Source organism: Sphingobium sp. FG11 (genome assembly GCF_057809915.1).
In genome coordinates this window covers 152575-165114 of sequence record NZ_JBMDKW010000007.1, presented here as the reverse complement: position 1 = coordinate 165114, position 12540 = coordinate 152575, and the positions used below count along the sequence as shown (strand labels likewise).

At 65.4% G+C, this 12540-nt stretch carries 11 protein-coding genes; 3 read left to right on the top strand and 8 right to left on the bottom strand.

Annotated features, from left to right (window positions below):
• Positions 1-98: 98 nt before the first annotated feature.
• Genes ACODSN_RS08565 through ACODSN_RS08555 form a run of 3 tightly spaced genes read left to right on the top strand, consistent with a single transcriptional unit; the run spans position 99 to position 2640 of the window.
• Entirely contained in the window at positions 99-857 is a 759-nt protein-coding gene (locus ACODSN_RS08565; RefSeq protein ID WP_489054627.1) for a hypothetical protein, read from the top strand.
• Entirely contained in the window at positions 854-2017 is a 1164-nt protein-coding gene (locus tag ACODSN_RS08560) for a M48 family metalloprotease (RefSeq protein WP_489054625.1), read from the top strand. The genes ACODSN_RS08565 and ACODSN_RS08560 overlap by 4 nt, the downstream gene beginning before the upstream one ends.
• A gap of 11 nt (positions 2018-2028) precedes the next feature.
• Complete coding sequence (locus tag ACODSN_RS08555) at positions 2029-2640, top strand: hypothetical protein (protein ID WP_489054623.1); 612 nt, start codon at positions 2029-2031, stop codon at positions 2638-2640.
• On the opposite strand, the gene ACODSN_RS08550 is transcribed toward ACODSN_RS08555, so the two are convergent.
• The 8 genes from ACODSN_RS08550 to hisD all read right to left on the bottom strand — a co-directional run bounded on the left by ACODSN_RS08550 (position 2627) and on the right by hisD (position 12477).
• Positions 2627-4657: a M13 family metallopeptidase gene (locus ACODSN_RS08550; RefSeq protein ID WP_489054622.1), complete on the bottom strand. Its 2031-nt coding sequence runs from the start codon at positions 4655-4657 to the stop codon at positions 2627-2629. The genes ACODSN_RS08555 and ACODSN_RS08550 overlap by 14 nt on opposite strands.
• A 99-nt stretch (positions 4658-4756) precedes the next feature.
• The gene (gene bioD / locus ACODSN_RS08545) at positions 4757-5377 is read right to left on the bottom strand and encodes a dethiobiotin synthase (protein ID WP_489054620.1); all 621 of its coding nucleotides are present in this window, start codon (positions 5375-5377) and stop codon (positions 4757-4759) included.
• Positions 5374-6498 (bottom strand): 8-amino-7-oxononanoate synthase, encoded by a 1125-nt coding sequence (locus ACODSN_RS08540; RefSeq protein ID WP_489054619.1) that lies wholly within the window; start codon positions 6496-6498, stop codon positions 5374-5376. Before ACODSN_RS08540 ends, bioD begins: the two co-directional genes overlap by 4 nt.
• A gap of 68 nt (positions 6499-6566) precedes the next feature.
• Positions 6567-7247 carry a DUF2490 domain-containing protein gene (locus tag ACODSN_RS08535; RefSeq protein WP_489054618.1) on the bottom strand — a complete coding sequence of 227 codons (681 nt, stop codon included), beginning with the start codon at positions 7245-7247 and terminating at the stop codon, positions 6567-6569.
• Between the two features lie 146 nt (positions 7248-7393).
• On the bottom strand, positions 7394-9517 hold the full coding sequence (locus ACODSN_RS08530) for a sodium-translocating pyrophosphatase (RefSeq protein WP_489054616.1): 2124 nt from the start codon (positions 9515-9517) through the stop codon (positions 7394-7396).
• A gap of 247 nt (positions 9518-9764) precedes the next feature.
• Positions 9765-10679, bottom strand: a complete 915-nt coding sequence (gene thiL, locus ACODSN_RS08525; protein ID WP_489054614.1) for a thiamine-phosphate kinase — start codon at positions 10677-10679, stop codon at positions 9765-9767.
• 40 nt (positions 10680-10719) lie between these two features.
• The gene (gene nusB / locus ACODSN_RS08520; protein ID WP_489054613.1) at positions 10720-11166 is read right to left on the bottom strand and encodes a transcription antitermination factor NusB; all 447 of its coding nucleotides are present in this window, start codon (positions 11164-11166) and stop codon (positions 10720-10722) included.
• A gap of 21 nt (positions 11167-11187) precedes the next feature.
• Positions 11188-12477 carry a histidinol dehydrogenase gene (hisD, locus tag ACODSN_RS08515; RefSeq protein ID WP_489054671.1) on the bottom strand — a complete coding sequence of 430 codons (1290 nt, stop codon included), beginning with the start codon at positions 12475-12477 and terminating at the stop codon, positions 11188-11190.
• Positions 12478-12540 lie beyond the last annotated feature (63 nt).

The window sequence follows — 12540 nt, the reverse complement described above, 5'->3', positions numbered from 1 at the left end:
TATCGTGCTGGACGCTGCGGGCAAGCAGGGATCGCATGCCAGTTGACAGAGCAACCGTCCGACGCGCATCAGAGGCGTAACGATTAGCCGGGGGGCATATGAGAGGATATTGGAAACAGGCGGCGAGAATCGCGTGCGCGGCTATGCTGCTGGGCGCGGTTCTGCCCGCAGGGGCGCAGGAAAAGACCGGCAATAAACCGGGCTTCATGCTGGCGCCGGGTAGTGCGCGCATCGTCCTGATGCGGCCATCGATCAAGGTCGGCGAACAATCGACCGGCGGCATGTTCGAACCCAATGCCGACTGGACCGCACAATCGCGCGGCAATCTGAATCACGCCATCGCCGCGATTCAGGGGCAGCTTGGCAACAGCGTGGCCGATCTGGTCGAACCGGCGGGGACGGATGCGGCGGCGCTGGCGGAATATCAGGCGCTGTTCGCGACACTCGCCGATTCGGTGATCGTCTACCAATTTTTTCCCGGCAATCGCTTGCCCACCAAGAAGCGCAAGGGTCAGTTTTCCTGGACGCTGGGACCGGGCGTCGCCAGCCTGCCGGGGCTTGCGGGAGCCGATTATGCGCTGTTCGTGACGACCGAGGACCAGTATGGATCGGCCGGACGCAAGGTGTTGCAGCTATTCGCGGCCATGGGCGGCGTCAGCGTGATCAGCGGCGTGCACAAGGGCTTTGCCGGACTGGTGGATGTGAAAACCGGCGATCTCGTCTGGTTGAACGCGGATTTGCAGATGGGCGGCGACGTCCGCACCGAAGATGGCGCGCAAAAACGCGTGACCCAATTGTTCGAGGGCTTCCCTGGCCGGCCGGTGGTGATCGCTTCGGCGGCCGGCGCGGGGAAATGAGCCGCGTGGCGCTGGCGGCTTTGCTAACCGCCGTACTGACGACGCCGGCAGCCATCGCCGCGCCGGTTCCATCCTTGCCGACCTACACGCAGGCGTATGAGCCTACAGGCGTGGACGAGCGCGGCATGTGGATGGAGGCGGACGAGGCCGAGCGGCATATGCGGGATTCCGCGCTGGTCCTTCGCGATCCCGTGCTGAATGCCTATGTCCGCTCCGTTTTCTGCCGGACGGTGGGTGACGAGCGGTGCCGGTCGGTGCGCATCTACATCCAGCATCTGCCCTATTTCAATGCGACCATGTATCCCAACGGGATGATGACGATCTGGTCGGGCCTGCTGCTGCGCGTTCGTGACGAGGCGGAACTGGGCGCGGTGCTGGGCCATGAATTCGCCCATTTCGAAAAGCGGCATACGCTTGCAGGCTTCAAGAGAGCGCGCGGCGCGACGGACTTGCTGATGTGGACATCGATGTTGTCGCCAGCCCTGTCGTCGGTAGCCGCACTCAGCACGATTGGCAGCTTTTTCGCCTTTTCACGAGCACAGGAGCAGGAGGCTGACACGCTCGGCCTCGCCTATCTCACCGCTTCCCCTTATCCCGCCGCGAGCGCAGCCAATGTCTGGGAGCGGATCATGGTGGAAGCGGACGCCACGGCCGCCGGGCGAAAGCGCAAATCCACCGCGCGTCGCTATGCCAGCGGCTTTTTCGACAGCCATCCAACCGATCTGATCCGCGCCACCTATCTGCGCGACATGGCGGCCAAGGCGAACGATCCGGGCGATCCGGCAGCGGCGGCCTATCGCGCCGCGCTGGCCCCCTGGATGCCGACCTTCCTCGCCGACCAGATCAAGCTCAACGATTTTGGCGGATCGGACTATCTGCTGGGCCAGTTGGCGGCGGATGGGTGGACGCCCGATTTGCTCTACGCGCGCGCCGAACTATATCGCCTGCGCGGCAATCCCCGCGACCTGACGAGCGCGGCGCAATTTTATCGCGAGGCGATCGACAAGGGGCTGACCAATCCCGATGCGGAGCGGGACATGGGCCTTGCGCTGCTGCGCAGCCAGCAACCCGATCAGGGCAAGGCCGCGTTGCGGCGGTATCTGGAGCGAAAGCCCGGCGCGCAGGACACCGCCATGATCGCTACGCTGATCGCGCAATGAGGGGGAATGACATGAAACGAGTTTCGATGGCGGTCGCGGCGCTGGTGCTGGCCGCGCAGCCGGTCATGGCAGGCAATGTGCTTGTGGCCCCCGGCGCGAAGATATGGGTCGCGAAATCTGCGCTCGCGGTCACGCCGGCGAGCGAATGGAACAAGCTGGGCGCGCGGCCCGGCCGCAACAGCGAAAGCTGGACGCTGGACGGCGATTTGCTGAACGAGATCAGCTTCTACGGCGGTATCGTCGAGGGCAAGCCGTTGTTCCGTGAGGTCGACAAGCGCAACAAGCCATTGCCCACAGTATCGGCCACGATGCTGATCACCGATATTCCGACCCTGCTGGAGAACAGCTATCGCATCGCGCTCGGCACCCCGCTGATAACGATCACCAGCGTGGTGCCGGGTCCCTTCGCCGGCGCACCGGGAGTCCGTTTCACCTACAGCTATCAGCGGGCGGGCGATGATGTCCGGCGGCTCGGCGAAGCGCGCGCGGCGATGATCGGCGGGCGGCTCTTCATGATGAGCTATGAAGCGCCCGCCCTCCATTATTTCGACCGCGACGTCGCCGCGTTCCGCCAGATCGCCGACAGCGCCAGACTGGAAACCCCCGCTCCTACCAGATCCTGACGCGATCCTGTGGCGGCAGGGTGATCTTGCCCGGCTGCGGCTTGAACGCGGCATACCATTCGTCGAAATTGCGCACGGTGTCGGCGCGATATTGCGAGGGCGAATGGGGGTCGGTGACGAGCCGCTGGCGCAGATTCGCCTCGCGATAATTGCGCCGCCACACCTGTGCCCAGCCGAGGAAGAAGCGCTGGTCGCCGATCATGCCGTCGATCACCGGCGCGGCCTTGCCGCCGAGCGAGGCATGATAGGCGTCGAGCGCCACCGCCACGCCAGCCAGATCGCCGATATTCTCGCCCAGCGTGAACGCCCCTTTCACATGCGCTCCGGGGAAAGGCGCATAGGCGTCATATTGCCTGACCAGCTTGTCCGTCAGCCCCTTGAACGCCGCGACATCGGCGTCGGTCCACCATTGGTTCAGCTTGCCGGTCTCGTCATATTTCGCACCCTGATCGTCGAAATGATGGCTGAGTTCATGGCCGATCACCGCGCCGATGCCGCCATAGTTCACTGCCGGATCGGCCTTGGGATCGAAGAAGGGCGGTTGCAGGATCGCTGCGGGAAAGACGATTTCGACCATGGAAAAATCGGCATAAGCGTTGATCTCCATCGGTGTCATCTGCCATTCCCAGCGGTAGATCGGCTTGCCAAGCTTCCCCAACTGATAGCCGCTCTCGAACTGCGCGGACCGCCAGGCATTGCCGAACAGATCGTCGGGCCGGATCGTCAGACCCGCATAATCGCGCCATGTGTCGGGATAGCCGATCTTGGGGGTGAAGGCGGCGAGCTTCTTGTGCGCGCGCGCCTTGGCGGTGGCGCTCATCCAGCCCAGCCCATCGATGCGGCGGCCCATGGCGGCGATCACGTTACGGACAAGCTCATCCATCGCCGCCTTGGTTTCGGGCGGGAAATAGCGCGCGACATAGGCCTTGCCCACGTCCTCGCCGAGCGAATCTTTCAGGAAATCAATTGCGCGCTTCCACCGTTCCTCGCGCTGGGGCGTGCCCGACAAGGTGGTGCCGTAGAAAGCGAAATCGGCGTTGGCGATCCGGTCGGGCAGGAAGGTCGCATAGGCATGAAGGCTGCGCAGCAGCAGCGCGTCCTTCAGCACGCCGAGCGGCGCTTTCGCGATGAGCGCTGCCTCGCCCGTAAAGGCGGTGGGTTGCGCAACGAGCAGCGCGTCCGGCTTGACCCCGTTCGCGGCGAGATAGGCGGCGAAGTCGAAACCGGGCGCGCGCGACTGAAGATCCGCGTGGGTCAATTTGTTGTAGGTCTTGTCGGCATCGCGGCTGTCGACCTGGCTCCAGTGGACCTTCGCGATATCGGTTTCGAAGGCCATCAGTGCGGCGGCGCGTGGCCCGGCATCGGCTTGCCCGGCGAGGGTCAGCATCTGTTCGAGATGCGCGACATAGGCGGTGCGGATCGCCGCCATCTTGTCGCCGGGTTCCAGATAGAAATCGCGGTCGGGCAGGCCCAGCCCGCCCTGCCCCATGCGCACGATATAGGCGGTCGGCTGCTTGTCATCCTGCCCCACCGACAGGGCGAACGGCCCGCCAATGCCCGCCTGCGCGGCCTTCCCCGCCAGCGCGGCATAGGCGGCCTTGCTTTTGATCGCGCCGATCTCCGCCAGCCATGGCCTGATCGGATCGAGACCTTTCGCCTCGACGGCGGCGGCGTTCAGATAGCTTGTATAGGCGGCGCCGATCTTGCTGCCGGGGTCGGCCTGCGCCGCCTCCAGCAAGCCCTTTGTGCGAGTACGCGACAGATCGTCGAGCACGTTGAACGCGCCGTAATTGGACTTGTCCGCCGGGATCGGCGTCGCCTTTGCCCAGCCGCCATTGGCGTAATCGTAGAAATCGTCGCCCGGCTTGACCGAGGGGTCCATGCCCGCCGTGTCAAAGCCGTAGCTCCCATAGGCCGGACGGTCCGTCGATGTCGCCGCGGTCGGTGACGGCGGATCGGCTTGCGCGATCGAAGCGGACAGCGCGAGGGCGGCAACGCCTGCAAACAGGATTTTCATGGGATCGGTCCTTGTGCCTTTGCCGGGCGAATAGCGCCCTTCCTGATGCGATGTGAAACGCGCCGGCGAACGGAAGTCCATGGCGTTGGTCGAAAAAACCTACAAAGCTGAAAGGTCGATATGCGCGGCGAAGGCAGTCGCCAGCGAGGCTGCGTCCAACGGATCGAGAATCGGCAAGCGACCAAGCGAGGGGACCCGTCCGATCGCGGGAATGATCGCCTCATTTTCCGCATGGGGATCGCCGATGAAGGCGATGCCAGCGATCGGCACACCGCGTGCGCGCAACGCCTCGATACTCAGCAGGCTATGATTGATCGTGCCAAGGCAGGTGCGCGCGCACAGGATCACCGGCACGCCCCAATGCGCGAACAGATCAGCCATCAGCAGTTTTTCGGTCAACGGCACAAGGACGCCGCCCGCGCCCTCCACCACCAGCGCGCCGGGCGCGAACGGCAGGGCCAGCCGGTCGATCGCAATCTCCACCCCGTCGATGCGCGCGGCCAGATGTGGCGAGGCCGGAGTTGAAAGCCGATACGCCTCGGGCAGCAGATGATCGGCGGGCAGGCCGGACAGGCGCGCGACAGTCTCGCAGTCGCTTTCCGGATCGACGCCCGCCTGCACCGGCTTCCAGTAATGCGCGCCCAATGCCCCGGCCAGTCCGGCGGCAAACACAGTCTTGCCAATGTCCGTGTCGGTGCCGGTAACGACGAACCGGCTCATGCGAGCAATCGCCGCAATGCGTCCCCCAGCGCCGCGACATCGGCCCGGCCGATATTGAGCGTCAGCGAAATGCGCAGCCGGCTCGTGCCCGGCGCTACGGTGGGCGGACGAATGCCGCGCACGTCGAAGCCCGCCTCCTGCAACGCCTGCGCCACCGCCATGGCGCGGCCGTCCTCGCCCAGAATGACCGGCAATATCTGGCTGCGCGGCGCGGGCAGGCCAAGCGGACGCGCGATCATCTCCGTCGCGTCCTGCCGCAGCACGGTCAGCCGTGCGCGCAGATCGTCGGCCTGTTCGATCCGGTCGAGCGCGGCGGAAGCGGCGACCGCCATCAGTGGCGAAGGCGCGGTCGAAAAGATGAAGGCGCGGGCGCGATTGACGAGATAGTCGACGATGATCCGCGGGCCGCACACCAGCGCGCCCTCGACCCCCATCGCCTTGCCGCAGGTATGGAGCGTGACGACATTGTGCAGCCCGTCGAGACCGGCGGACAGCCCCCGGCCGGACGGGCCGAACACGCCGGTGCCATGGGCTTCGTCCAGCAGCAGCATCGCTTCGTTGCGGGCGGCGAGCGCGGCGAGGTCGGTGAGCGGAGCGAGGTCGCCATCCATCGAATAGAGCGTTTCGACCGCGATCCACACGCGTCCCTTGCCACCCTCCGCCCGCCAGTCCGCGATCTTGTCGGCGAAGCTTTGCACGTCGTTGTGGCGCGCGAACACGGCGCGCGCCTTCGACATGCGGATGCCGTCATGGACGCTTGCGTGGATCAGCTCGTCCGCGACGATCAGGTCGCCTCGCTGTGGCAGGGTCGCGAACAGCGCGAGGTTGGCGGCGAAACCATTCGCCATGAACAAAGCCGCCTGTGTGCGGAAGAAGGTCGCCGCCTTGGCTTCCAGCCCTTCATGTTCGGGCGCATTGCCGCGCAGCAGGCGTGAACCGCCCGACCCGACCGGCACGCCGCGCGCGACCGCATCCGCCACCGCCTGCCCGATGATCGGATCGGCGGCGAGTCCCAGATAGTCGTTGGAGGCGAAATCGCGGCCTGCACGCGGGATCAAACGGCGCAACCGGCCCCGTCTTTCGAGCGCGGCGAGTTGCGAGCGGAAAGGTTCGCTGGTCATGGCGACGCGCTATAGGCCCGCCCGCCCCACCCCGGCAAGCACAGGTGCGACGAGCAACAGGCCAGTCGTCAGAGCGAAAAATTCAGCGCGAAGGAAGCCACATTGTCGCTGCTGTCTGATTGGCCGGGCCGGAAGCCATGCTGGTTGAGATAGCCGATTTCGGCGTTGATCGTCCTGGTGATCGGTGTCGTGATCGCGATCAGGTTGCGCATCCGCTCCTCGCCATGGACGGTCTGGAAACTGGTGTCGTTCAGGTCGATGAAGCTTTCATGGCTCAGCACCAGCGCGGTCTTCTTGCCCGGCTGGAACGGCAGGACGAATTTCACATAGGGGCGCAGACGCCATGCCGTGCCGTCGATCCCCTCACGCCAGCGCTCTTCCAGCCGCACCCGCGCGCTGAGCGTGCCGGGGCCGATCTTGAGCAGATTGTCGAACGTCACCTGCTGGCGGCCGCGATGCTCCATCACCGTGAAATCGCCCGCATTATAGAGCGGATCGTGGGTATAACCGGCCCAGATCGTGATCTTCTTGCTGACGCGATAGCCGAGCAGCGTGTTGGATTCGATCTCGTACAGACCGTTACGATTATCGCTGAACCGGGCCACCACTTCCTGCGACAAACGCCAGTTTTCACCGAGCTTCACCGTAGCGTTGACGGTGGTCCAGATCTGGTCGTCCTCACTCGCATGCGCCGCGACCGGCAGCATCAGCAGCGCAAGGGAAGATAGCAGGACAGATGTGCGGCGCATGGTCGTTCGTCTCCTCCGCCGGTTCGACGGTGACGCGCCATTATGACCCTTATGTGACTCTTATATGACTATAGCACTGCTTTTCTGTTACCCTTTTGTGAATGAGGCCCGCCCGGTCATAAGGACGGGCCTGCATTCTCCATCCCTCAGCCGCCGTGCGCCAGTGCGGCGAGCAACAGCAAGGCAACGATGTTGGTGATCTTGATCATCGGATTGACCGCCGGGCCTGCGGTGTCCTTGTAGGGATCGCCCACCGTATCGCCCGTCACCGCGGCCTTGTGGGCTTCGCTGCCCTTGCCGCCATGATGGCCATCCTCGATATATTTCTTGGCATTGTCCCAGGCGCCGCCGCCCGAGGTCATCGACAGGGCGACGAACAGCCCTGATACGATGACCCCCAGCAACAATGCGCCCAGCGCCGCAAAGCCGTTGGGCGTGCCCGCCACCGCCGAGATCACGAAATAGACGATGATCGGGGCCAGCACCGGCAGCAGGCTGGGGACGATCATCTCCTTGATCGCGGCCCGCGTGACGAGGTCCACCGTGCGGGCATAGTTCGGCCGCGAACTGCCGTCCATGATGCCCTTGTCGGCGGCGAACTGCTCGCGGACATCCTTGACCACGTCGCCTGCCGCACGGCCCACCGCGGTCATCCCCATCGCGCCGAACAGATAGGGCAGCAACGCACCCAGCAGCAGGCCGACGATGACATAGGGGTTGGAGAGGCTGAAATCGACCGGCTCGGTCAGGCCAAGCGCGCTGTTATAGAATTTCAGATCCTCCGTATAAGCGCCGAACAGCACCAGCGCGGCAAGACCCGCCGAGCCGATGGCATAACCCTTCGTCACCGCCTTGGTCGTGTTGCCGACCGCGTCGAGCGCGTCCGTCTTGACCCGGACGCTGTCGTCGAGATGCGCCATTTCCGCGATCCCGCCGGCATTGTCGGTGACAGGGCCATAAGCGTCGAGCGCCACGACCATCCCCGCAAGCGCCAGCATCGCCGTCGCCGCGAAGGCGATGCCGATCAGTCCGGCCAGCTGGTGCGCGACGATGATGCCGATGACGATGACGATCGTCGGCAGCGCGGTCGATTCCAGGCTGATCGCGAGGCCCTGGATGACGTTGGTGCCATGGCCGGTCTCGGACGCCTTGGCGATCGAGCGAACGGGGCGATAGTTGGTGCCGGTATAATATTCGGTGATGACCACCAGCAGTCCGGTGACCGCCAGTCCCACCATCATCGACCAAAACAGCGCCATGCCGGTATAGCCGCCATTGCCGTCCAGATCGGCGCCGAACCGGGCATTGAGGTCACCCAGCACATAGGTGGCGACGACATAGAGCGCGGGCACCGACAGGATCGCCGTCGTCCAGAACCCCTTGTAGAGCGCGCCCATGATCGACTGGCTGCGACCAAGCCGCACCATATAGGTGCCGATGATCGATGTGATGATGCACACCCCGCCGACGATCAACGGCAACGACATGAGCCGCATCAGGAACGCATTGTCGACCCCGGTGACGAGCAGCGAAATCAGCACCATGGTCGCGCCGACGGTGACGACATAGGTTTCGAACAGGTCGGCGGCCATGCCGGCGCAATCGCCGACATTGTCGCCCACATTGTCGGCGATGACGGCGGGATTGCGTGGGTCATCCTCCGGAATACCCGCTTCCACCTTGCCGACGAGGTCCGCGCCGACATCGGCCGCCTTGGTGAAGATGCCGCCGCCCAGCCGCGCGAAGATCGAGATCAGCGACGCGCCGAACGCCAGCGCGACAAGGCTGTCGATGACGAGCCGGTCGTCAGGCGCATGACCCGCCGGGCCGGTCAGATACCAGAAAAAGACGCTGATCGCGAGCAGCGCCAGCCCGGCCACCAGCATGCCGGTGATCGCGCCCGCGCGGAATGCGACGGTCAGCCCGTTCTGCAAGGTGCCCCGGCACGCTTCGGCGGTGCGCACATTGGCCCGCACCGAAATATTCATGCCGATGAAACCCGCCGCGCCCGACAGGATCGCGCCGATCAGAAAGGCGATCGCAGATGTAAGGCCGAGGAAATACAGGACCAGCGCGGCGACGACGATGCCGACGACGGCGATGGTCGTATATTGCCGGGCGAGATAGGCCTTCGCCCCTTCCTGAATGGCGCCGGCGATCGCCAGCATCGTCGGGTTGCCAGCCGGGGCGGCCAGCACCTGTCGGCTCGTGAACAGGCCGTAGACTATGGCGAGAACGCCGCAGCCTATGGCGATTGTGACAATTTCCATGGATTATCCTCTCCCCCTATTATGGATATCATCGGCTGCTCCGCAGGGAATGACGGGCGGACGAAGGGCGTGAGGGCGGGCGGCCGAATGTCCTGCATCCGGCGTCGGGCACCGCATCAATCAGCATCTGGCATACGCACATGGGCGGTCCAACCGGGCTGAGAAAAAGGTGAACGGAAGCTACAGGCGCGGCGCGCGGCGTCAAGCCGCTTCGAAACGCCTGCCTGCAAGGGCGATCACGCGCGGGTCAGCCATGTTCCCAGCCCAGACGATCCGGCAGCGGCAGCACGGCGCCGTCGATCATCAGGGTCAGTCCCTCGCCTTGCGCAAAATACCCGACCGGAATGGCGCGCACCGCAGGGCGCATGTCAGGCGGCAGGGCGAAGAGCAGCTCATAATCATCGCCGGCCCGTGCCGCCGCGATCTGAACCGCCGTGCTGCCGCCGCGCGCCGCCTCCAGCGCGGGCGACAGCGGGACATGGTCGATGGTGACGGCCAGCCCGCTCGCGGCGGCCATGCGCGCGGCGTCGATCAGCAGGCCGTCCGACACATCCATCATCGCATGAGCCTGACGGGCCAGCAGCATGCCTTCGGCGAGACGGGGGTGCGGACGGCGGTAAGCCTCGACCAACGGCCCCGACGCGGCGGGCGTAGCGCGCAACAGGTCGAGGCCGACCCCGGCATCTCCAACCGGCCCGGTCAGGTAAAGCCGGTCGCCCGCCCGCGCGCCCGATCGCGCCGGCACCGCCCCTTGCGCCTCGCCGATCGCGGTCAGCGTGAAGCTCCGCGCATGTCCGTCCGGCATGCTGACCGTATCGCCGCCGAGCAGCGGCATGCCATGGCGATCCAGCGCTTCGCCCAGCCCTTCCAGAAAGGCCGCGTCCCAGCCATCGTCGCCCGACAGCGCGTAATTCAGCAGACAGCCGACCGGCCGCGCGCCCTTGGCGGCGAGGTCCGACAAATTGACCGCCGCCAGCTTCCAGCCAATGTCCGGCGCGGGGTCGGTGGGGAGGAAATGCACGCCCTCGACCATCGTGTCGCTGGTCAGAATCAGCCGCGCATCGCCTACCGGCAAGACCGCCACATCATCCTGAAGGCCGCGCGCTGCGGGATCATGCGCAAGCAGGCGCAGCAAAGTGAGGAAGCGGGATTCGGCGGACATAGCCTATCCTACCGCCCTGACCTCGCCTGTCGAATGTACTTTATTTCCGCACATCCTTCGACACCGCATCCAGCAGGCCGTTGACGAAGCCCGCCTCGCGCTTGTCGTAAAAGGCGTGGGCGACATCGACATATTCGCTGATGACCGTGCCGGTCGGCACATCGGCGCGCGCCAGCAGTTCGTATGTTCCGGCGCGCAGAATCTGGCGCATCGGCTTGTCGAGCCGGTCAAGGCTCCAGCCTTTCGAAAGGCGCGCGGCGACCAGTGCGTCGATCTCGTCCCGCCTCTTGTTCACGCCCGACACGACATCGTCGAAAAAGCTTTCCTCCGCCTGCGCGTAGGTCACATCCTCGATGGTGGCGCCCAGGCGATGCTGATGGAATTCATGCAGCAGGACGGCGAGCGGCGTCGCCTCCATCTCGATCTGGTAAAGCGCCTGAACCGCGGCGAGGCGCGCGGCGGAGCGGGATTTGGAGCGTTCGTTCATGGGAAGCCCCCTACTCCGCGATCATCGCAGGCGCAACGCCACCGACGCGGCATGCGCTGGCAGGCCTTCCGCCTCCGCCAGAGCCACGGCGGCGGGGCCGATCGCGCCGATGGCCTGCGGCGTAAGGCTGAGGAAACTGGTGCGCTTCATGAAATCCAGCACCGAAAGCCCCGATGAAAAGCGCGCGCGGCGTCCGGTCGGCAGGACGTGATTGGGTCCGGCGACATAATCGCCGACCGCTTCAGGCGTCATCCGGCCCAGAAATACCGATCCGGCATGGCGCACCTGCGCGAACAGGGCGTCGGGATCATCCACCGCCAGTTCCAGATGCTCGGCGGCGAGGCGATTGACGAGCGGGATCGCCTCCTCGAAATCGCGCACGAGGATGATCGCGCCATTGGCGGCCCAGCTGGTCGTCGCGACCGCCTGCGTCGTCAGCAACGGCAGCCGGCGATCAACCGCCACCGCCACCGCATCGGCGAAGGCGGCATCGTCGGTAATGAGGATCGACTGGCTGGTCGGATCATGTTCGGACTGGCTGAGCAGATCGGCGGCGATCCAGTCGGGATCATTCTTCGCGTCCGCGACCACCACGATCTCGGACGGGCCGGCGACCATGTCGATGCCGACCACGCCGTAAAGCTGGCGCTTGGCTTCAGCGACCCAGGCGTTGCCGGGGCCGGTGATGACATCAACGGGCCGGATGCGATCCGTGCCATAGGCGAGCGCGGCCACGGCCTGCGCGCCGCCGACACGCCAGATTTCCTCGATTCCCGCGATCTGCGCGGCGGCGAGGACAAGCGGGTTGATCGCGCCGCCGGGGGTGGGCGTCACCATCGCGATGCGGCCGACACCCGCGACCTTGGCCGGGATGACGTTCATCAGCAGCGAACTGGGATAGGCCGCGCGGCCGCCGGGCACGTAGAGACCCGCCGCATCGACCGCGTTCCAGCGCGCGCCGAGCCGCACGCCCGCGCTGTCGATGCCGTCGCTGTCCACCGGCCGCTGCTTTTCATGATAGGCGGTGATCCGCGCGGCGGCGAGTTCGAGCGCATCGCGGAGCGGCGTCGAAAGCGCATCAAGCGCGGCGCGGCATTCCGATGCCCCGACCGCCCAGCCGCTGACGTTAAGATCATGGCCGTCGAACCGGCGCGTGTAATCAGCCAGCGCAGCGTCGCCCTCGGCGCGGACGCGCTTGAGGATCGCGGTCACGTCGCGCGACACATCCTCGTCCGCCTCGCGGCGTGCATCGACCAGCGCCGTAAAGGCGGCGGGAAAGTCTACATCGGTGGTGGTGAGGCGTAGGGGCATGTCAGCCGTTCCCACCATTTGCCGTCATCCCCGCGAAGGCGGGGATCCATCTCCCCGCCTCGC